Origin of the sequence: Pararobbsia silviterrae, from assembly GCF_003628125.1 — a bacterium.
GTDB lineage: Bacteria > Pseudomonadota > Gammaproteobacteria > Burkholderiales > Burkholderiaceae > Pararobbsia > Pararobbsia silviterrae.
The window spans coordinates 1-20,007 of sequence record NZ_RBZU01000024.1; the positions used below are offsets into that span (position 1 = coordinate 1).

The window sequence follows — 20,007 nt, forward strand, 5'->3', positions numbered from 1 at the left end:
GATGCGGCAGTTCGCGATCCTCTACGAAGATCGCTTCACACGAACCAACGTCTAAACGTTACGGGCCTCGAACACAAAAATCCTGACACCCCCGGCGCTATCCCCGCGCCCCTGACTAGGCCTCAGCACTTCACTGTCCGCGCCGAGATGCATAGCCAGTTTGCAGCAGTCGCGAGTATTTCCCACAAATCGCATGTCGCCGCCGTACTCCAACCCGATCCAAAGAGTGCGTGCAGCGACTGCCATTCCATCTGCCGCCAACGGTAGCGATACGCCTTACAACACAGTTGCCTCACGCGGGCGCAGAAGCGACTGGCCCCAAAAATCACCCAACGTTGACAAATGCGAATTTTGTATTTGCTCGCCGCCACCACACGGGTAATATCTACCTCGTCAATTCTTCATACGCAACAGCAATTCGATCGCCCCTTACCCAGCCATGCCAAAAAGCTCCCAACTCCACTTTGATGTGAGCAGCGGCCTAAAGAGCGTGCTCGGCAGCGAACTCATCACAAATGATGAAGTTGCCATATTTGAATTGGTAAAAAATTCATTTGACGCCGCAGCAAAGAACGTTGCGCTTTATTTTGGCGACAACACAATCATGGTCGCTGACGACGGTAACGGCATGACTTTGCCTGACATTCGGAATAAGTGGCTCTTTGTAGCGTACTCGTCAAAGCGTCAGGTCAACCAAAAAAATGACTTCCGAGACGACATCGCCGCAAGGCGAAACTATGCTGGAAGTAAGGGAATCGGCCGATTCTCAACAGACCGGCTTGGCGAAATCGTCACCCTTCAGACGCGATCGAAAAGTGACCCAAGCGGTCCCGTCCACGCAGTAACAGTCGATTGGAGCCTTTTCGATCGAGATCATCAGGCTCACTTCGACAGCATAGGCGTGCGATACCGACGACTTGATGACGGGTTCGAACTTCCCGATCTTCTCCCCCCTCCGGTGCATGGGACAGTCGTAACCATACGTAAAACGAAGCAGGCCTGGGATCGGAATGAAATTCTTAATCTCAAATCGGCCCTCAGCAAACTAATAAACCCATTCGGAGCCGAAGCAGACGGCTTTAATATTGCAGTATTCGCCCCAAGGGAAGTCCCCGCCGACGAAGAAACTATTAAAGCGGCCAGCAAACGGGATGAAAACATCGCTCCAAATGATCTTGTCAACGGTCCCGTTGGTAATTTCATCTTCACTACGCTTCAAGGAAAAACAACCTATATAGAAGTTTGCATTGATCCGAGCACGAACAAAATCGTTAGCTCTCTTACCGACCGCGGCGAATTGATCTATCGAATAAGCGAACCCAACCCGTACGCTTTGTTACGCGAGTCCGGTTTCTCTTGCCAATTGTATTTTTTAAATCAATCAGCTAAGGCAACCTTCGCGCGACGCATGGGCGTGCCGTCCGTCCAATTCGGATCAGTTTTTCTGTTTAGAAACGGATTTCGCGTATTCCCCATTGGCGAAGTCGGCGACGATTGGTTTGGAATGGATAGACGCAAGGCACAGGGCTATGCGCGCTTTCTAGGTACGCGAGATCTTATTGGACGAATGGACGTCGCGGGAACAGATGAAGATTTTAAGGAAGCTTCCAGTCGAAATACGGGCTTAATTGAAACTCTCGCTGCAAAGCAATTGCGCGTCTGCTTTTTTGAGAATTGCCTCAAGAGACTCGAGCGTTACGTCGTACCTGTGACGTTCGTTGACCGCGAAGACAAAAATACTAGTGATTTGTCTCGCCTAATGACGGATCCGGGGAAAGCACGAGTCGCAGCGGCACTAGCGAAGCTTGTCGATTCTGATGAAATTGAGCTCCTCGAGTACAACAAATCGCTCATCTCCATTCTAAGCGAACGGTCAGCGCATTTTGAAACGTCACTCTTACATCTTCGCTCAATCGCCGAAAAAACTGCCGACGCGCAATTGTTTCATAGCATAGAGACGGCAGAAAAGCGCTTCGAGGAATTGCGCCGCTCAGAAGAGAATGCGCGCAAGCAAGCTGACGAGGAACGTACGGCCAAAGAGGCAGCTCAAGCGCGAGCCTCGAAAGCCGAGACGCTTGCAGTTCAAGTCACGGAGCAGCTCAAAGAGGAAAAAAGTAGAAATCTGTTTTTGTCGTCAATCGCCACCCTCGACACGGACACGATATTAAGCCTACACCATCAGGTGACAATATATGCCGTTGACATTCAGCAACAAATCGAGAATTTTATTGTTGAGATCAACGGCCAAAAATCCGTCTCACCCGATGATATTCTAGATTTATTAGAACGAATTACACTTTTGAACAAGAAGGTGATGGGAGTTTCGAAATTTGCGACGAAAGCCAATTTTCGACTCGAAGCGGAACAAATTGAAGCGGATCTCGGAAACTATGTCGAACAATATATCAATGGTGTCGCGAAAAATTTCCCGAATGGTGGAATGACGCTAGAAATCACAAGTGAAAGTAAAACTTTTACTAAAAAATTCAAACCTATCGACGTTTCCGTGGTTGTCGACAATTTAGTTGCAAACGCTCGAAAAGCTGGAGCGCGGCGAGTGCGCTTTACAATCACCACCCCTGAAAAAGACGTACTGCATATTCGGGTTGATGATAATGGGCGAGGCTTACATCCGTCAATTCAAGATCGCCGAAGGATCTTCGAAAAGGGGTTTACGACAACTGATGGCTCTGGCCTCGGTTTGTATCACATACAGCACGTACTTGGCGAACTCAAGGGCACTATAGAATTGACAGAGAGTGCCTGGGAACGGGGAACGAGCTTTATTATAAGGATCTCAAAATGAGACTAGATTTCAATGTATTGTGGGTTGAAGATCAACAAAGTGCCGTGGCATCATCCCGCCAAAGAATAGAACATCTCTTGAGAAACGAGGGATTTCGGCTGCGCGTTCAATTCGCCGCAACCTTAGAAGAAGCACAAAAATACTTGGATGATCATGTGTACGTCGATCACGTTGATCTGGTACTTATGGACTTTAATCTTGGACCAGGCCCCAACGGAGATGAAGGGCTAATTCGAGTGCGCAATGTAATGCCTTACAAAGATGTCATCTTTTATTCAGCGCAAGACGGACAAAATCTTAAAGACATTGTATCGAGCACCAATACCGAAGGCATTTTCTTGGCCAGCCGTGAAGCTCTAGCCGACATCACCTTTTCGGTATTCCGAAATCTACTTAGCAAAGTACTTGATGTCGACCATTCGCGAGGATTGGTGATGGGCGCCACCAGTGACATCGACTACTTCGCTAACGAGACTTTAGTTCGACTTTTCGATAAAGCCGACGACAAAACAAAACTCGAAATAATTAATCTGGTACTAAGGAGACTGGCACAAATAAAAGAACGACTCAATGAAAGCATGTCCGCACTAGAGAAAATCAAACACGCCTCAGAATTGGTCGATCATCACGCGTTATACACGAGCACGGATCGACTGCAGTTGCTTCGCAAAACTCTCAAACTCCTGAATATGCAGCTCGAAGCAGAGAAACGAATGTCAGATTACGTAAATGACATCGTTCCCAAGCGAAACGAGCTGGCTCACCTACGCGTAGAAATCGATGGTTTCGCAAGAAAATTTATAGGGAAAAAAGGCGAAGTAACTATTGAACAGATGAAGGATCTTCGTGTGGCGCTCCTCGAACACCAGGAGGTGTTCGAGGCACTGCATAAAGCCGTTTATACGGAAGGCAAATTAAAGCAATGAGCTTTAATGGCAATTCCGAATAGTTCCGCCGCTAACGGCGGAACTGCGTTCGCCACTTGGGTGAAACGCGGCACCTCCGCCCTACGTCGCATTCCTCCCGACGTATATTTTCCCTGAAACGCGAACCAGTCCGGAAACGTTTGCAATCTCGCATTCTCACGAACCGTCAAAATTCTTGGCTCGGCATAATGAATCAAGTCGTCAGGCATACTCGTAATCGTAGGCGAAGGGCGATCAGGATCAAGCACACGGATTGCACACTTTTTCAATCCAAACTGCAATTTCAATTCACTTGACAATGAAACATTTAAGCGCCCTTCAGCACTACATATGTCGATTAACTGTTTAAAACGATGTTCAATTTCCGGCTTATGCCGAGCCAATCGCGTGTCACGCAAGTGGCCATTCGCACCCTTATTCATCAATTTTTGAAATGATGTTAAGGGTTTTTTATATTTTATCTCATTAAATCCAACAGTATCTCGACTCGGACCAACTTCATTCCTAAAAACCTCCAGGTCGGATATTGCTGTTTTTGATGAAATCGGAATTGTTGATATTCCCTTTCCCTTCAAAAAATCAACCCTCATTTTTTCTACGGTGCCAAACGGGTCTCCGAAAGATTTCTTCCCTTTTAATATTCCGATAATAAAAAATCGTTGCCGATTTTGTGGAACACCGAAAAGAGAGGTATCAATTAGGCGTGCCGACACATCATACAAACCCGAAAGTTCGTCGATAATCCATTGCGCATAATTGACTTTTCCAGATGGACTCCGTTCATCTGAAAAATCCAAAGTAATCCCGCGGACGTTTTCGATCAGCACGACTTTAGGTCGAACTTCGCTCACAAATTCGAGATAGGCCCTCACCAATCGATTGCGCGGGTCGTTAGGATCCCGTCGGCCGGCGGTAGAAAATCCTTGACATGGCGGGCCACCTACAAGCATATCGAGCTTGCCGCGCAAACTGCGAAGCTCTTCGATATGTTGCTCGAGAACCCCGTGGATATCGTGGGTCTTCTTCGGTAACCACCGGGGCCATGCGAAGCGCAACGCACCCTTTGGATCCAACAAATTATGTTTCAACGTCGCGAATGCATTTTCGTCGCGCTCGATGGCGAACAAGCCTTTCCAGCCTGCCTGCATCAAGCCAAGACTCAACCCCCCGCATCCCGCAAACACATCAACAAAGGTAGGCGCCCTATTATTTGCGGCTTTGTTCATTATTGTCCTTGTCGCACTTAACCTTTCTGGCACGATGCACGGGCCGAACAGCGGAATATCCCAACGCCCCACGTCGGCAGTGCGGGCATTGGTCGTGACGCAAATACCGGGTCCAATCGGCACATTCGCGAGTTTAGCATCGGCGCGTCAATCTGCGATCGGATGTCACCTTGTTCCGAAAGGTATCGCGCAGGTGACTCCTCCTCATACCCGTGTTCCAGCTGCATCTTCGGCGGACGAAATCTGAAGCGATGTGCTAGGACCTATCCAGATGCCGCCCACCTTTAGAACAAACTGGCCGGATTGATACGGTCGTTCCAGCTATAGATGACTATCTCCCTTCTATGCGTCGCCAATCGAGGTGCTCGACGAACGCGCTAGACAATCGAAGATGCGCCGCCGACAGCGTTTCCTCCAGCCGTAAGAGGTTGAGGCCTGACGTCGTCGTCGTCGACGTCCCAAACGTCTGCCCCTCGACCTTGCCGCCGAAACAGTTCTGCTGCAGGTAGTAGAAGCGCGCAGCGCGCTGAATGTCGGTCAGCGTTTCGGGACGCGTAATCTGCAGCCACTTGAACACCTGCCGACTCGAAAGTGCCCATTTGAACTGACGCACAAAATCCTCGAGGTGATTTTGCACAACCCTGTAAAGGTTCACCAGTTCGCCGTTCACATCGTTGAGCACTTCGACGGCAGCCGGCGGCCTCATAAAGAACAACGCAGCGCCGCCGGCGAACACTTCGACGTAGCATTCGTGACGCGGAAGCGGGGGATAAGATGCTCGGCAAGGCGACGCCTTCCGCCGATCCAAGGAATGATTGGGTTAGCCATATGTGGATAGCCTATTGTTTTTCTGAGATACAATGCCGCGCCTTCCGGAAGGTGGCAGGGCCTTGGCTAATCCACTGGCGTAGACAGTGGAGAGGTGGCCGACGAGGTGCTCTGACACCCCGCCGGCCGCCCTGTTCTCACGCCGTCACTGAGTGGTCCGCGTTACGCGAGCGCCGCCGCGTTTTCGACAAGATTCCGCTGCGTCGCTGCATATCCGTCGCTGTGGAGACGCATGCGCGTCGCAGCCGGCATGTTGCGATCGAAACTCGACGCATAGCCGGTCTGCACCTCGACGACGGCCGCCCCGCCCAACGTATCGCATTGAACGTGCGCGCCCTCGTTTGCCGTGAGCATCAGGTCGATCACACGCGGCAACGTATCCAGCAACCCATGCTTGCCATTGAGCGGCGGCGGGTCACTCGAACGCAGGTAGATGCCACACCGTGGCACCGCATCGACGGTAAGCCGCCCGGTCGGCACGTTATCCGCGCAACCGCCGTCGACGAGTACCGCGTCGCCGTATAGGACAGGTGCATATACGAACGGAATCGACGCGGATGCCCGAGCAGCAAATGCGATCGGCGCCGCCGGGGTCTCGTCGCGACAAAACACATACTCGCGGTTGGTCGACAGATCGGATGCAATCACCTTGAGCTCGATGGGCAGATCTGCGAAGGTCTTTCCGCCCGTCTTGTCCATCAGGAAGTTAAGCAATTGATGCCCGGTCGACATCGCCTCCTCTAAGAAGCCCGCGAGCGACGCGCCCATCATCGGCGACCAGTCCGTCGACATGCACAGGTCGTGCATTTCCTCGAGATCCATACCGCTCGCAAACAGCGCGGCAACGATACTGCCACCGCTCGTTCCGGCGATCTCGATCACTTCAAAGCCGGCATCGACGATCGCCTGCAGCGCCCCGATATGGGCGCACAGGCGAAAACCCGATCCGCTCAGTGCTACGCGGATCGGTTGTGTCATTGCGCGGCGCCCCCCGATGCCGACGACGTCGCGACGGCGGCCGACGTCGAAGATGTACTCGACGCGGTCGTCGCCGACACGGCGGCCGCGTTCAGCCAGTTCTTCAGCGCTACGGAAACGGCATCGAGGGCGACGCGGATCCCGGTTTGCGCAACCGTGTCGATCGGCAACAATGCCACTAGGCTCTGTGCCTCGGGAATCGTTGTGTCGATCAGCGTCTGCACGCTCGTCGGATCGAGCGCGTCGACGGCCGCGCAGATCTTCCCGTTGTCCGTCGTGAACGTTGCGAGATTTGCGTTATCCGGGATGGACGCGCTCAAGCTTTGAAGCGTCGGCTGCACGATGTCGCATGCGGTGCCGATCTTCGTTTGCGCGGTTGCGGCAAGCGTGGCGACCGTTTGTTGCTGGTCGACCGAGCAGGCCGCGAGAGCGATGGACAGGCCGATACCTGCCGCGAACGACATGAGAGTGCGTTTCATACATTGGGTCCTATGGAACGAGGGAGAATTTGGCGGCCGTCGTGACGACGTCGCCCACCGCGGTAATTGCGGAAGAAACGACACCCGAGGCTGCTGCGATCGGCGCCGATGCGCCGACGCCCGTCTCGGTAAAGTGGATCTCGACGTCGTCGCCCGTCTGCTTAACGTCGACGGCCACAGAGGACACGTCCTTGCCGCTCGTGATCGTCGCGGAGCAGCACACCATGCGCTGCAGCTCCGCGCTGTAGACCGGCTCGACGTGGTACGTGGCGATGCCCGCACAACCCGCGAGCACCGTAGCGGCGAGCGCCACGACAATCGCGCCGCGCATTACGACGTCGCGTCGGTTGCAGCGGCCGGCGCCGAGCCCGCAGGCTGCGACGGTGTGCCCGGCGACGACGGATTGGCCACGCCCAGGCGCTTCGCCCACTCGCTGTGCCCATGCGTCACACCCACAGCGGCCAGCGCCAGGGTGAGCGACGTAATGAAACCTTCGACCGGCGTCTTGCCGAACCAAGCGAAGAGCCCCCATGCAGCCAGGATCAGGGCCGCACCGATGTAATTCAGAATCACTTGCATAGAACCTCCTTTGGAAATGAAAAAGGGCCGCCCGAAGGCAGCCCATAGGGACAAACAGACCTGCACGCGCTCGCGCGCGGCATCAGGTCGATACGACGTCGAGCGCCTTCAAATTGCGAGCGCGCATCGTGCTGATGAGGCGGTCCGCATAGTCCGGCTCGGTCGAATAGCCGGCCGCTGCGACGGCGTGCGCGAATGCCTCGCCATCCGTGCAATCAAACGCATGCGCGTATCGCGGGTTGTTCATCAAAAACAACGCGTGATCCGAAAGCGCCGATGCCCAATCGGGATAGCTGCGCCAGTTCGCCGGCACCACGACGTACTGCCCGTTCACGACTTCACGCGTGCGAAGCGCCCAGGTCGGGCCGTGCCAGCTCGGATCGGCTTTCACGCCGAACAGGTTGTGCGCCTCGGTCGCGAGCATCGATGTGCCCCAGCCGGATTCGAGCGCCGCCTCGGCGACGCAAAAGCTCGCCGGGATTCGCGTGCGCGCGGCCGACGCTTGCGCCAATGGCGCGAGTGTTGCGATGAATGTTTCTTGTGGTGTCACTGATCACCCCGCAAAAAAAACTTTGCGCAGAAACTCGATCCAGCCGCTCGAGCCGCCGGATCCTTTCCACGCGAGATATGCCCCGATGGCCACCAAGGCTTTCCAGCCCAATCGAACCACCCCCTGCCCGACGTCTCGATAAAACTCCGCGCGCATCTGCTCACGCAGATCTTTCCTGAAGTAGTCGGCAATTCGATCGACGTCGTGCTTGCTCAAACCGAGTCGGTCGAGCACGTCTTGCGGCAATTCGGCTTCGCCGTTGTCGCCCATCACTCCCCCTGTGCTATTGCCCCGCGTTGGAAAACAAAAAGGCCGCTTCGAATTGAAGCGGCCTTTCTCGATCGGGCTCGGCGCTCGCGCGCAGCCCAAAGTTACTTTCGTTGATCAGCGTGCCTACCAGCCGATCGCGAATGCGATGGGTGTGATCGTGTACGAGTTAGCTGTGTTGTTCGAGTATCCAGCGACCACACCGCCTGTGCTGTGTGAAATGCGATACGAATAGATAAGGTTAGGCACCCCCTGATGGCTAACCATTGAGAACAAGCACGCATTTGGAAATGCCGTATCAAACGTCAGTGTTTGATTGCTGCTGGAGTTCGTGATCGCAACAGCAGTCCCCGTTACCCATTTCAGATACAGCGTGCGCAACGTCCCGGCGACGTCCATCGCAAATTCAAGCGTGCCGGTTGCTGCCAGCGCCGTGGCGATAAATTGATCGGCCCGCAACAAGTGAAGCAGACTTGCAGCGGCCGCCGCCTGCACCGGGACTTGCGCCGTACCGGCGACGTTCATCGCGTTGATCACGGTGTCATTGCGCAGCGTCAGCTGCGATACGCCCGGCGCCCGAACACCATCGGTCACCTGAGCGTACGAAACAGACACCGGCATCTGCGCGCTGCCGGCTAGATTCGTGACGTTGAGCGACGTGTCCGTGCGCACGTTCAACTGCCCCGACTGTGCATAGAGGACTTTGCCCGTGCCGAGGTAAAGATCGCCCGTGAGCACCTTGCTCGAGCCTGCCGTGAGCGGCAACGCTGCATCGGCCGCAGCGGATGCGGCGTTTGCCGTCGTCACCGCATTGTTCGATGCGTCGATCGCCGACTGCAGCGAACCCGACATGGACTCCGCATCGCTCGCGCTCGCAGCGGCCTGGAGCGCGTAATACTTGGCCGAATAGTTGGCACCGTCGACCATGTCAGACGCCTGCGATGCCCAGTTCTGAGCAGTCTGAGCGTACGCACTGGCTGATGCGGATGCGGCCGTCGCAGAAGTCGCGCCCGCACCTGCCGACATCGCGCTATCGGCCGCCGCCGTCGCACGCTGATCGGCCGCCGTCGCGCTCGCCGCCGCCTGCGTCGCGGCCAACGTCGCATTGGTCGCCGCCTGCTGCTCGGATGCGTCCTTGTCTTCCCACGCTCCGTTCCGGTACACCCGAAACTGTTCAGTCGTCGTGTTGAAATACTCGGCGCCGTCCTTGAGCGGATCGCCATTCCCGTCGACTGTCGGATCCGCCGCGAGCTCACCAAGGTACAGCTCACGGAACTGTGCGAGCGCTTGAGCGAGCTCGTTTTTTGCGTCGCTCGCGGTCGTCGCCGAGGCCGCTGCAGCAACCGCCTGAGACGTCGCATTTGTCGCCGCCGCCGTCGCGGTCGCCGCGTCGGCCGCCGCGCTTGTCGCAGCAGCCGATACTGCCTGCTGCGCGGTCGCTGCGTTCGTGGCGCTCGTCGCCGCAGCAGTCTCGGAAGCCGACGCGGACGCCTTCGCATCATCGAGGTACGCACGGTCCGCGTCAGTCAGCTGGCCGGTCGGTCCCGCCGGTCCTTGAGGCCCGAGCGCGACCGTCACCACCTTGACGCCGGACGTGAGGCCGACACGGACCGCGAGTGCCAGATCCACTGTGATTTTTGCCATTCAACTGTCCTTTGTGACGGCCGGCGCGATGAAGACGCTGCCGGCGAGGTACGACGTGACGACTCCGCTCGGCGAGACGACATGCACGTCGTACACACCGAGGCGCACGGCCTGCCGGCCATAGACCTTCTGAAAGAGCTGCGTCAGGTCCGGCGAAAGCGCGGCCGTCTGTGCCGCAGAGACGTTCATGGCGGCGACGCCGTTTTCGGTATCGAGCGTGATCAGGCCATTGCTCGAGCTCGCATCGAGCAATGTCGTCGCCACGCCGAAATCCGATCGAACCTGCAGACGCACCACCGAGCCGAGCAGATTGATTGCCGTGCCGTCGTCGTTTTGGAACGTGAACGTCGGTTGCCAATCGGCGCCCTGCTCGATCAGCAGGTCGAGCGCCCCCGCACCGATCTCAATGTCGGTATTCGCGCCCATATAAGCGCACCCCCTAGAAGTTGGAAACGTCCAGGATGAGATAGCCCCATCCTGTTTGCGAGTAGCTCGGCGGCAGCGAAGGACTCGCCGACACCGTGCCGCCGTAGGTGCTCATTGCCACCTTAGACAAGGCCAACTGCGCCCCAGAAATCGACGCGACGAGCGCGGCAAAGTTGTATGCGTACGTGAATTGACTGGGAGGAACGATCGTGAGACTCGCGGTCGAATCACACCGCAATTGCGTCTGCACAACCGCGATGCTCGACGACGAATTGTTGTAACTGACACCACCGTCAGGCCCGGTGCCACTCGCCTCACTACCGCCTACAAAGTTGATGACGCGCATGTACCTGGTGCGCGAGTCAAACGCGACTGCCGATCCGTCGTCAGTTCGCACTCGCACGCCATAGTTTCCGACGATCGTCGAATACGCCGGATCGTCAAACACGAACACCTGAACAGTCACGCCCGTACCATTTACAGCAAATGTCGCGGTGAACGTTCCATTGCCGTTGTCGACGCAACTCAGAATCGCGCACGGCGCCGCGCACGCGAACGCTAGGATCGAGACGGCGGACCCTGCGAACGTGTACGACGCTTGATAGAACGCATGCCCCGGTAACGCTGTCCCGCCGCTCACCGTGGACCCCTTTGCGCGGAATGCGAGGTTCTTGAACTGCCCGGTGATCTGCAGAAAGCCATTGGCGTTGTAGATGCGCGCGCCGTAGGTCATTAATACTCTCCATAGAACACCGTCACCGATCGTGGATTTATGCCGACAGCGATATGGCTGAAATCCCAAGTCACGACATTGCCGCTGACGGTGACAATTGGTCCGGCACTCCCGAGCGTGAACGGCGAGATGTCTCGCACGAAGATCCAACACTGTGCGGTCGACGACGTTACTGGTATCGCGAGCGAGCCGCTCGACGTGCCCGTTTGGAACGATCCGAGCTCGCGCGAGAGGCGGTCGGTATAGGTCGCCGTGATCGTGCCATCGTTGGCCCTGCAGCAAATTCCATAGGTCACGAGAGCTTCCCCACCTCGACCATCAGCACGCCTGTCTCGTTGTACACAAACAGGCCCGTTTGGTTGAGCGTGACACGGCCGCCCCCGAGCACACCGTTGATCTCGAATGCCCCGGTCTTTTCAATCCGCCAGCCCGAGACGCCCGACACGAAGTCATCGCTCTGAATGTAGTCGCCGATCTGCTCGCTCGTGATCGACGCTTTGCCGATGAATGCCTGGCTCAAGAACACCTGCCCGCCTTGAATCACGAACGGCGTCGAGACCGTCGTCCCATCGGCGCTGTCGCTCTCGATCACGGCAAATCGATCGGCCTCGATAAGCACCTGCGATTCGGTCACGCCGTCGTCGTTCTCCACGCCGACGCCGATGCCCGCGACCACCGTCCGACCACCCGCCGTCAGTTGCGTTTTGATCGTGTACATCGCCGCGAGCGCCGTCGTCAGTTGCTGCACGAGCACCGCCGCACCACCGCCGGAATCGATCTGTGCGAGCAACGCTTCCGCAAGCTGCGTCTGCGTGATCTGCCCCTCGAGATAGTCGAGGATCGGCGTTGCGTCGTCCGACGCCTGCCCAATCACGCCGCCATTCGGATCGCTCGGATACCACGGTCCAATGTTCCCCGACGTGTCGACGAGTCGCGCCCAAAAGAAAAACGCGGTGCCTGCAGCCAAGCCGTCCATCGAGTAATCCGACTGCGGATACGCGAGGTCGGACACCTTGACCGCGGCGGTCTGATCGTTGGCGCTTGCGCGCCAAAGCTCGGTTCGTTGCGTGTCGGCCGCGCCGTCTGGAAATCCCCAGGTGATATCGATGCCGAACACTTTGCTCGACGCGGTCAGACTGGTGAGCGCCGGCGGCGGCGACGTCTTGCCATTCAGCACCGTGTCCGTCGAATACGCATAAGTTGACGTGACCTGCAACGCGTTGACCGAGCGCACGCGGGCGAGATACGTGCCCTGATAGATGCTCGGCACGTCCACCGATAAAGCCCCCGTGCTCGACGCCGTAACCCAATCGCCGCCGTCCTTCTGCCACTCGGGCAGATACGACACAGCACTCGACGCGGCATCCCACGCGATCGTCATCACCGTGCGCGCAATGCCCTGGTCAATCACGCTGTACGAAGACAGGCGCACGTTGGTCGGCGGCGGTTGCACCGACGGCGGAACAACTGTGATTGGTCGCGCATCGATGCGCGTGCCACTGTCGATCGCCGAAAACTTCTGCGGCTCAAAGCGAGTCGCGGAGATCTTCATGACGATGCCGTCTTGCTCCGTGACGCTGCGCACGGTGTATTGAGGCAATCCGAGCTCGTCGGACGCGACGGACCAAACGGCTTGCGGCTCGGGTGAAACCGAAAATGCAGCGGTCAAAGTCACTTTGCGGCCGTCAACGGACTGCACGGTTTGTCGCTCGCTGACTCCCGTCGGAAGATTTGCCGTAAAGGTGTCGCCTGGATTGACGACCGTCGCCTTATCGAGCGTGATCGTCGTGCCTTCGACCGCGAGAATTCGACCACCGTTGCGCCGCCCTGCACGAACGGGATCGGCAAACTCCACGACCTGCCCCGGCATCGCGAGTACACCGTCAAGTCCAACGGAGATCTCACCGACTTCACCCTCGAGCCGCGAAGACAGCAATGTCCACCGACCCAGCCGTTGAGCCTGCCCCTGTGATGTGCAGCCGAACGCCGAAATTTCCGTTTGGACGATACCGTACCGCTCGATACCGTCGTCGTCAGGGACGTATTCGACTGCTTGTTGATATTGATTCGCCGGGTCGTTCCACGACACGAGGGCAACTGTGTAACGCGTATTTAGCGAGCTCCCAACATACGAAAACGTGCCATCGACAACGTTCGCCGCCGTGTACGTGTACACGGGATCACGAGGCATGTCAGTGACCGTGACGACGTTGTTCGACGCCCAATAACTCACGCCGCAAAAGATGCTCGCAATCGACTGCAGCAACTGCAGAGCGTCCGCACGAGTTTGGATGTACGCATTGCATGTGAAACGCGGCTCTTGGCCACCCAACCCATCAGCGACGAGCTCGTCGCAATACTGCGCGATCGTGTACAACTGATAGCGATCGATCGTCGCCGGGTCAATTACGTCCCCCAACCCATACAGGTCGTTCACCAGCATGTCGTAGAGCACCCAGGGCGGGCAGTCCGACCATGCGGGCTTAAACGTGCCATCCCACGTGCCGGTGTATGCGCGTGTGTCCGGGTCATAGTTGCTCGGAACACTGATGATCCGACCCTTCAGATCGAAGGATCGCGCGGGGATCGAAGAAAACTGCTTGGCGTCGAACTGCGTTCCGATGACTGCTCGCATTGGATAGCGCAATTTCGCGTCGATCACCTCGGTTACCGAGTCGATCGTGGTCGTGTCGCTGACATAGCTCGACGTCGAATTCGGTGTCGTGCGCGTGACTCGGACCACCCAACCACTCTCAGCGGCCGGCAAATCAATCCGATGCGTGCGCACGTATTCGGACGTGGTTTTTCCATCAAAAGCTGTATCGACAACGACGTTGAACGGGCCCCCGTCCGTTGACAAAGAAATTTGATAGGCAACCCGATAGCCTGTCACGTCTCCTGTAGACGTATTGGTCTGTTCAAGCTCCTCGACGGCAATACCTATGCGAACTGCCGAGAGCTGCAAATTTTGCATTGCATGCGTCCACGGCGTGTCGGCGCGAAGTTCAACGCCCACCGACTGCCCATTCTCCACACTCGGAAAGCCCGAGATGTAGTCTTGATTTTGCGTTCCGGTACGCACGTCCACGGTCACGCCTGTGAAGTTATACGAACCGTCTGCGTTCATGAGCGGCGTGCCGTCGAAATAGACACTCTGGAGCCCGTTGGCGAGCCCCGCGACTTCTCCCTCGGATACAAGATCGAGGATTTTCGCCGTCGATGTGCTGTGCAGCGTATCGGGCGACTCCGTTGGCGTCGTCTGCGACGCTCCACTGTCTTTTGCGCCACGAATACGGCGCGGCTGTCCCAGGTTCATTGCTGATCCTCCGCATAGATGCCAGCGGAAATCACAGCCGAGCCTACGATCATTCGGCCATAGAGCACAGGCACGGGGTTGCCCTGCGCCTGTGTATTCACCGGTCCATTGAAGTTGTAGGATGCACCGTTGTCTGCGCTGTCCTGCGTCGAAAGGCCCTTCTGTTGCGGTGAAAGCATTTGCACAATGCCCCCCAACGCCAACGACGCACCGGTTCCAATGAGTGAAAGTCCGACATTCGCAATCGCCGCTCCGCCGTACGCGTATGTGATCGCGCCAATCACAATCAGCGCGGCCCCAGCGATGGTTTGAAAGAGTCCACTGTTTTTCGAGCCCTGCAGGATCGGCGCGATTCGGATGTCATCGTCGCCGCACGGATATCCCAATTGATCATCCGAAAGGTTGCGGCGTCCGAGGAACACAGCGTACGCCACGCCACGGTGCTTGCTCGTCATTAGTTCCCGCTCGAATCCCGGCAACATCGCCCGCAACGCGCGAAAAGCTCCGGCGGCGTCTCTCACGACGAAGCGGTGGACGCGGCCGAAGCGAGCGCCCAGTTTTCCGTACAGACGGATGGTTCGGACTTTTTCGTTCATGTTCTGGAAATGAAAATGGCCCGCAATCGCGGGCCATATCGGTTGATCCATCCGGTGCAAAGTCACTTTGGAACGTAACGAAGCACCATGCGCGTACAGGCGGCCCAATATCCGCCGTACACGTCCCGTGTCGAGAGTTGCCGATAGCAGTGATGCAGAATCTTTCCGTCCCCGATGAACACCGCGGCGTGATTGGGCACGCCGTTTCGACTTCGGATTTCCATCAAAATCACGTCACCAACCTGCAACGGCTCGCCGTCAGGCACGACTACTCCTCCGCGCGCAGCGAAGTTATCGCGATAAAGGTCGCTTTTCCCGTCGTTCCACCACAGGTCTTTGCGCTCTATGTCGTCAAGCACAACACCTCTCTCGCGCGCGTACCAGTCGCGAACGAGGGTCCAACAATCGAGCACACCATGAGAGAAGCGCCGCCCGACAAGGGGTGCCTCATAGCCACTCGGAGCGAACGAGTAAATATCGCCGCCTGGCCACGCAACGATGTGCCATTCCAGTCCCGACGCTTCGCACGCGACACGATCTGCCTGACTCGGCTTCGATGACGTATCCGGGTGACTGTGAACCACCGCCAAGACATCGCCCAGATCTTCGGCATCCGCAAACGCCTCTGCCGGGATGACAAAGTGATCTTCAGGCGTGTCTGCGGCATTCCGACAAGGAACGTATCGCTCGCGCCCTCTCGCCACAACAACGAGACCACAGCATTCCTTCGGATACTCCGATTCAGCGTGTGCGCGTATCGCGTCAACGGTCGTTTGTTCCATATCAGCTGTTCGTCAAAGAAGCCGCCGGAAAACCACCGAAGTTGATCACCTCGTACTCGCCAAATCGAATCTTGCAGGAACTCAACCGGCGCCCACACTTGTCAAGCGCCGGATCGGTCACAGGATTGTCATCTGCGTCGAAGTAATCCGTCCCCGTGTAATTGCAGCGGGGGCCACGATAGGCGAATTGCGACGGACACAAGTTAGCGATGATCTGATCGCCGGGAAGCTGTCGCCCATTGAAGTCAAGCGGTGAAGAAAGCGTGAATTCGACGCTTTCCTTCGTCTCGCTCGACTTCTGTTGAATGACCCAGACGTCCAGCGGCATTTCCTCATTCGGATCCGCCGTGGCATTGCCGCTCGGGAAATTGACCGCATCAAGGTACTTACCGAGCGTGCGGTGCCGCGTAACCTTTGCACCAAGCATGTCGTCGAGATAGATACACAACGACGAGATCGAGCCATCGACGTTGCCGACGGTCACAGTGGGATTGGGCTGCTGAGTGTCACCTGTTCGCTCGAAGCCGCTCGCCTCGATCGGCCATTGCGTATACGTGTTCCCCTGCCACACGATCTGCGGATTGCCGATATGCCCGTGAAACCGAAGGAGATCGCCCCCGATCGCGCTAGCGTCCACCTCGAACAGTGTCACAAGCGCACCGGGCTCAAGCTTCTGCACATCATTGGTGATGCTCATCACGTAGTCCTCGTATCGCGCGTGAATGTCGCCGTCAGTTGTACCTTCGGCCCCCCTTGCGGCGTCAGGCTATACCCGACGCACTTATAGAGGCCTGGCCGCCCAAACGGCGGAGACCACTGGAACGCCTTATAGCCCCCGTGCCACTCCAGAAATTCCACGATCGGCCCGACTTCGTGCTCGTACCCGATGTACGTATAGGGCCACGTATCTGACCGGTTGTTGATGCCATCGGCCGCGTCCTGTTGGTAGCCGTCACCGAACTTGGCCGACAACACAGCGAACGAGACATCACCCTTATCGCCAACACGGGCGCCCCACGTAAATACCCTAGCGGCCATTAACAAACCTCCAAATCACCCCACCGGACTTCTGCTCTTTCACGATGACCGCACGAACCTGATCGCTGAGCTGACCCGCAAGCTGCTTGGCGGTTGTCTCATTTCCGTTCGCACTCTGCTGCGGCGCACCGCTGCCGGCGTCAACCTGAGTCGTGACGTTGATTTGCACGCCGCTCGTCGAGCTCGATCCGGTCGACCCAACATACCCCCCGGTTGCGAACCGATTGCTGCTGCTCACAGCCGCACCGCCGTTTAGACGCTCCAGCATGTCACGCACGCCTGGCTGAGAAACGACCGACGCCTTGACTACGAACTCGCCATTAGAGAGTCGCGCGGCAATCGAGTCGCTCGTGCTTGTTCCCGCCCCCGCGACTGCCCCACCTGTCGCGAAAGTCAGGCCGATGCCGCTGAGCGCAGCGGAAGAGCCCGTACTGAATGAAGACCCGAGCGCACTTGTCGATGCCCCACTCGAAAGAGCGCTGCTTGTCGTCAAGCCAAAATACGATCCGATCGTCTGAAAAATGCTCGACTCGGCTGCACGAATTGACATTCGAGCAATGTCCGAAATCACACTGTTTGCAAGCTGCGTGAAGCTCAGTTTGCCGGTGGTGACGAAGCTCACCAACGAATCCTCCAGCCCCGAAAACAGATCGGTGAAACCCTTGGATACCTCGGCGGCGACGTTTTGCGCGCTCGCCGCGTAATTCTGAAACGCCTGACTCGCCCCGTTCTCCCAATCGCCCTGCGCGGCTTGCATACGGTCATATCCTTGCTTCGTGATCGAAACGGCTCGATCACGAGCGACTTGCAGCGCGTCTAACTCTTGCTGATACAGGTCATACTGGTCGCTCCCTACGGGCGCACGCGCCTGCTCGGATACCAGGCGCGTGCGTTGGTTGTCGTACGAACGCTGCAGCGAGTTGAGCTCCTGCATCTGCTGCGCGGCCTCGGACCCGAGCCCGACGCTCGCGACCTTGATATCCACGCCGTTCTGCTGCGTGTCCAACTGCTGATTGAGCGCGCTCACGTATTCCGTGAGTACCGCTTGCCGCTTTTTCGCAGCGGCCGCTTCGTCCTGGACATTCTTCTGAAACTTGGCCGCGGTGTCATCTCGCACCTTCTGGAGCTGCTGCTCGACAGCTTGAATCTGGCGATTGATTTCGATCTGCTCTGCACCACTGGCCTTGTGTTGTTGCAGCACCAGCTTTTCCTGCTCCAACTGTGCAACCTGGTCGTTCGTCGATTTAGCAATCAAGTCGCGCTGCTGCTGATAAAAATCGGCGTCGGAGATAGCGCCCGCGTTATGCGCCGATTCCAGCACCGTTTCGCTGTTGCGATACTCGTCGTTGAGACGACTGAGCTGCTGGCGAATCGCGTCGACCTGCTGCGTCAAAGTTGCTTTGTCGAGCGCGGTCGCGCCCGTGTCCTTGTACCGGTCATTGATACCTTTGACGAGCGACGCATATTCCCCACCGCTAAAACTGCCGTCGGCGTTTTGCGTGACGCCCTTCAAACGTGAATTCTGATGATCGGGATCGCTCGGATCGTTGTACATCTTCGCGTACTGCGCCTGCAGGTCGTTGAGCGCCTTACGCTTCGCATAGTTCTTGTCGAGCGAGGTCGACAGCTTGTCGACTGCCTGGGCCGCATTAAGGGCATCTTGTTCCTGCTCCTTAAACCAGCCCGAGAACTGCGCCGACGTGTCGTGCATATCTGCGTCGTGCTGTGCAGCCGCGATCTGCGCTTGCAACTGAGCAACGCGCTGTTGTGCGGACTCAGGTGAAGCCTGCCCACCAACCTGATAGTTCGCCGCCGAATTGTTCGCGTCGGAAGCCGCCCCGCCAACCTGATAACTCAGTGCCGATGGCGATGCCGAGAGAGCGGCCTTCTGCTGCGCGAGTTGGTCACGTAGTGCGTTGACTGTGTCGGTCGGCGTGTCGGGCCTTCCGGCGTTCATAGCGGCCTGCCAGAACCGCGACCATGCCGTCTCGGCCTCATGCAACAGTGCGGGCAGCGTGCCTAAGGGTGCCTTTTGCGCTTCGAGACTGCTCGTCAACGAATCTGCCGTCAGCTTCATCGCGCCTTGCGCGTCGCCGTGTTCCTGCAGCGCTTTGATCTCGTCGTATTGAGCGGTGGTTAAGAAGTGGTACTGCTCCGACATCTTCGCCGCACCATCTGCCACGTCGGACGACATCTGTGCAAACTGCTGAACAATTTGCTTTGAATCGGTGCCCGTCGCATCGGAGAGCATTGCGGCGGCCGTTGCGACTGCCTCAATCGCGCTGCCACTCACCTTGCCCGACGCCACAACCTGCGCGAGGACGTCGTTCGCTTTCCCTGCAGGAACCCCGAGCGCCTCCAAGCGCACGGCCATCTGGTTCAACTGATCGACGCTGACAGCCGCGAACCCGGATGTCGACTCGATCGCGTTATTGAACGCAGCTTGCTGCTGAGCCCCCTTGATGGCCGCGACGCCGAGCCCTCCAATCGCTAGCGCAACGGCGCCGATCGTGGCCCCCATCGGCGAGAGGATGTATTTGAACGCGTCGATCTTCTCGCCGTAGACCATCAGCGAGCCACTGAAATTCGACAGATTGCCGGTGGCGAGCTCGTGCGCCATCACGAGCAGCTCTTTGCGCGCACTGGCTGAATGCGACGAAATCTTGTCCAATCCCGCCGCGCCCGCATCCCCTGCGCGGGACAGCGATGATCCGACATCGCTCGCAGTGGACGTCAACTGTCGGGCTTCCGAGTTATACGCTGACGGGTCAATTGCGATCTGAACGATCAGCTGACCCAGCGTGCTACTTCCTGCACCCATTACCCCTCCCGT

At 57.3% G+C, this 20,007-nt stretch carries 19 protein-coding genes and 1 pseudogene; 2 read left to right on the forward strand and 18 right to left on the reverse strand.

Going from position 1 to position 20,007, the window contains the following annotated elements; translation table 11 throughout:
- Positions 1-439 precede the first annotated feature (439 nt).
- Both D7S86_RS28305 and D7S86_RS28310 read left to right on the forward strand, forming a co-directional pair.
- The gene (locus tag D7S86_RS28305) at positions 440-2,806 is read left to right on the forward strand and encodes an ATP-binding protein (RefSeq protein WP_121091477.1); all 2,367 of its coding nucleotides are present in this window, start codon (positions 440-442) and stop codon (positions 2,804-2,806) included.
- Complete coding sequence (locus tag D7S86_RS28310) at positions 2,803-3,732, forward strand: response regulator (RefSeq protein WP_147432516.1); 930 nt, start codon at positions 2,803-2,805, stop codon at positions 3,730-3,732. Before D7S86_RS28305 ends, D7S86_RS28310 begins: the two co-directional genes overlap by 4 nt.
- Here D7S86_RS28310 and D7S86_RS28315 read toward each other — a convergent pair.
- From D7S86_RS28315 to D7S86_RS28400, 18 genes and pseudogenes are all read right to left on the reverse strand, one after another.
- Positions 3,705-4,958: a DNA cytosine methyltransferase gene (locus D7S86_RS28315; RefSeq protein ID WP_121091479.1), complete on the reverse strand. Its 1,254-nt coding sequence runs from the start codon at positions 4,956-4,958 to the stop codon at positions 3,705-3,707. The genes D7S86_RS28310 and D7S86_RS28315 overlap by 28 nt on opposite strands.
- A gap of 352 nt (positions 4,959-5,310) precedes the next feature.
- A pseudogene (locus D7S86_RS28320) lies at positions 5,311-5,786 on the reverse strand (DNA adenine methylase); the annotation flags it as partial.
- A 162-nt stretch (positions 5,787-5,948) separates the two neighbouring features.
- Positions 5,949-6,764: a patatin-like phospholipase family protein gene (locus D7S86_RS28325; protein ID WP_121091480.1), complete on the reverse strand. Its 816-nt coding sequence runs from the start codon at positions 6,762-6,764 to the stop codon at positions 5,949-5,951.
- On the reverse strand, positions 6,761-7,243 hold the full coding sequence (locus tag D7S86_RS28330) for a hypothetical protein (RefSeq protein ID WP_147432517.1): 483 nt from the start codon (positions 7,241-7,243) through the stop codon (positions 6,761-6,763). Before D7S86_RS28330 ends, D7S86_RS28325 begins: the two co-directional genes overlap by 4 nt.
- 10 nt (positions 7,244-7,253) lie before the next feature.
- A complete protein-coding gene (locus D7S86_RS28335; RefSeq protein WP_121091482.1) occupies positions 7,254-7,574 on the reverse strand; it encodes a hypothetical protein in 321 nt (106 codons plus the stop codon).
- A complete protein-coding gene (locus tag D7S86_RS28340) occupies positions 7,574-7,822 on the reverse strand; it encodes a hypothetical protein (protein ID WP_121091483.1) in 249 nt (82 codons plus the stop codon). The genes D7S86_RS28335 and D7S86_RS28340 overlap by 1 nt, the downstream gene beginning before the upstream one ends.
- Before the next feature lie 82 nt (positions 7,823-7,904).
- Complete coding sequence (locus D7S86_RS28345; protein WP_121091484.1) at positions 7,905-8,372, reverse strand: glycoside hydrolase family 73 protein; 468 nt, start codon at positions 8,370-8,372, stop codon at positions 7,905-7,907.
- A gap of 3 nt (positions 8,373-8,375) precedes the next feature.
- Complete coding sequence (locus D7S86_RS28350) at positions 8,376-8,642, reverse strand: hypothetical protein (protein ID WP_121091485.1); 267 nt, start codon at positions 8,640-8,642, stop codon at positions 8,376-8,378.
- A 123-nt stretch (positions 8,643-8,765) separates the two neighbouring features.
- Entirely contained in the window at positions 8,766-10,283 is a 1,518-nt protein-coding gene (locus D7S86_RS28355; protein WP_121091486.1) for a hypothetical protein, read from the reverse strand.
- Positions 10,284-10,709 carry a hypothetical protein gene (locus D7S86_RS28360; protein ID WP_121091487.1) on the reverse strand — a complete coding sequence of 142 codons (426 nt, stop codon included), beginning with the start codon at positions 10,707-10,709 and terminating at the stop codon, positions 10,284-10,286.
- 13 nt (positions 10,710-10,722) lie between these two features.
- On the reverse strand, positions 10,723-11,442 hold the full coding sequence (locus tag D7S86_RS28365) for a hypothetical protein (protein WP_121091488.1): 720 nt from the start codon (positions 11,440-11,442) through the stop codon (positions 10,723-10,725).
- Positions 11,442-11,738 carry a hypothetical protein gene (locus D7S86_RS28370; protein ID WP_121091489.1) on the reverse strand — a complete coding sequence of 99 codons (297 nt, stop codon included), beginning with the start codon at positions 11,736-11,738 and terminating at the stop codon, positions 11,442-11,444. The genes D7S86_RS28365 and D7S86_RS28370 overlap by 1 nt, the downstream gene beginning before the upstream one ends.
- Positions 11,735-14,758, reverse strand: coding sequence for a TipJ family phage tail tip protein (locus tag D7S86_RS28375; RefSeq protein ID WP_121091490.1), 3,024 nt, complete (start codon positions 14,756-14,758; stop codon positions 11,735-11,737). The genes D7S86_RS28370 and D7S86_RS28375 overlap by 4 nt, the downstream gene beginning before the upstream one ends.
- Positions 14,755-15,354: a tail assembly protein gene (locus tag D7S86_RS28380; protein ID WP_121091503.1), complete on the reverse strand. Its 600-nt coding sequence runs from the start codon at positions 15,352-15,354 to the stop codon at positions 14,755-14,757. The genes D7S86_RS28375 and D7S86_RS28380 overlap by 4 nt, the downstream gene beginning before the upstream one ends.
- Before the next feature lie 62 nt (positions 15,355-15,416).
- Positions 15,417-16,136 carry a C40 family peptidase gene (locus D7S86_RS28385; protein WP_121091491.1) on the reverse strand — a complete coding sequence of 240 codons (720 nt, stop codon included), beginning with the start codon at positions 16,134-16,136 and terminating at the stop codon, positions 15,417-15,419.
- A gap of 1 nt (position 16,137) precedes the next feature.
- Positions 16,138-16,833, reverse strand: coding sequence for a phage minor tail protein L (locus tag D7S86_RS28390; RefSeq protein ID WP_121091492.1), 696 nt, complete (start codon positions 16,831-16,833; stop codon positions 16,138-16,140).
- Complete coding sequence (locus tag D7S86_RS28395; RefSeq protein WP_121091493.1) at positions 16,833-17,174, reverse strand: phage tail protein; 342 nt, start codon at positions 17,172-17,174, stop codon at positions 16,833-16,835. Before D7S86_RS28395 ends, D7S86_RS28390 begins: the two co-directional genes overlap by 1 nt.
- A complete protein-coding gene (locus D7S86_RS28400) occupies positions 17,164-19,995 on the reverse strand; it encodes a phage tail tape measure protein (RefSeq protein ID WP_121091494.1) in 2,832 nt (943 codons plus the stop codon). The genes D7S86_RS28395 and D7S86_RS28400 overlap by 11 nt, the downstream gene beginning before the upstream one ends.
- Positions 19,996-20,007: the final 12 nt, after the last annotated feature.

Excerpts from the sequence above, each read along its gene's own strand:
- D7S86_RS28305 (WP_121091477.1), top strand. The coding sequence starts at position 440 with ATGCCAAAAAGCTCCCAACTCCACTTTGATGTGAGCAGCGGCCTAAAG.
- D7S86_RS28310 (WP_147432516.1), top strand. The coding sequence starts at position 2,803 with ATGAGACTAGATTTCAATGTATTGTGGGTTGAAGATCAACAAAGTGCC.
- D7S86_RS28315 (WP_121091479.1), bottom strand. The coding sequence starts at position 4,958 with ATGAACAAAGCCGCAAATAATAGGGCGCCTACCTTTGTTGATGTGTTT.
- D7S86_RS28325 (WP_121091480.1), bottom strand. The coding sequence starts at position 6,764 with ATGACACAACCGATCCGCGTAGCACTGAGCGGATCGGGTTTTCGCCTG.
- D7S86_RS28330 (WP_147432517.1), bottom strand. The coding sequence starts at position 7,243 with ATGAAACGCACTCTCATGTCGTTCGCGGCAGGTATCGGCCTGTCCATC.
- D7S86_RS28335 (WP_121091482.1), bottom strand. The coding sequence starts at position 7,574 with ATGCGCGGCGCGATTGTCGTGGCGCTCGCCGCTACGGTGCTCGCGGGT.
- D7S86_RS28340 (WP_121091483.1), bottom strand. The coding sequence starts at position 7,822 with ATGCAAGTGATTCTGAATTACATCGGTGCGGCCCTGATCCTGGCTGCA.
- D7S86_RS28350 (WP_121091485.1), bottom strand. The coding sequence starts at position 8,642 with ATGGGCGACAACGGCGAAGCCGAATTGCCGCAAGACGTGCTCGACCGA.
- D7S86_RS28355 (WP_121091486.1), bottom strand. The coding sequence starts at position 10,283 with ATGGCAAAAATCACAGTGGATCTGGCACTCGCGGTCCGTGTCGGCCTC.
- D7S86_RS28360 (WP_121091487.1), bottom strand. The coding sequence starts at position 10,709 with ATGGGCGCGAATACCGACATTGAGATCGGTGCGGGGGCGCTCGACCTG.
- D7S86_RS28365 (WP_121091488.1), bottom strand. The coding sequence starts at position 11,442 with ATGACCTACGGCGCGCGCATCTACAACGCCAATGGCTTTCTGCAGATC.
- D7S86_RS28375 (WP_121091490.1), bottom strand. The coding sequence starts at position 14,758 with ATGAACCTGGGACAGCCGCGCCGTATTCGTGGCGCAAAAGACAGTGGA.
- D7S86_RS28380 (WP_121091503.1), bottom strand. The coding sequence starts at position 15,354 with ATGAACGAAAAAGTCCGAACCATCCGTCTGTACGGAAAACTGGGCGCT.
- D7S86_RS28385 (WP_121091491.1), bottom strand. The coding sequence starts at position 16,136 with ATGGAACAAACGACCGTTGACGCGATACGCGCACACGCTGAATCGGAG.
- D7S86_RS28390 (WP_121091492.1), bottom strand. The coding sequence starts at position 16,833 with ATGAGCATCACCAATGATGTGCAGAAGCTTGAGCCCGGTGCGCTTGTG.
- D7S86_RS28395 (WP_121091493.1), bottom strand. The coding sequence starts at position 17,174 with ATGGCCGCTAGGGTATTTACGTGGGGCGCCCGTGTTGGCGATAAGGGT.
- D7S86_RS28400 (WP_121091494.1), bottom strand. The coding sequence starts at position 19,995 with ATGGGTGCAGGAAGTAGCACGCTGGGTCAGCTGATCGTTCAGATCGCA.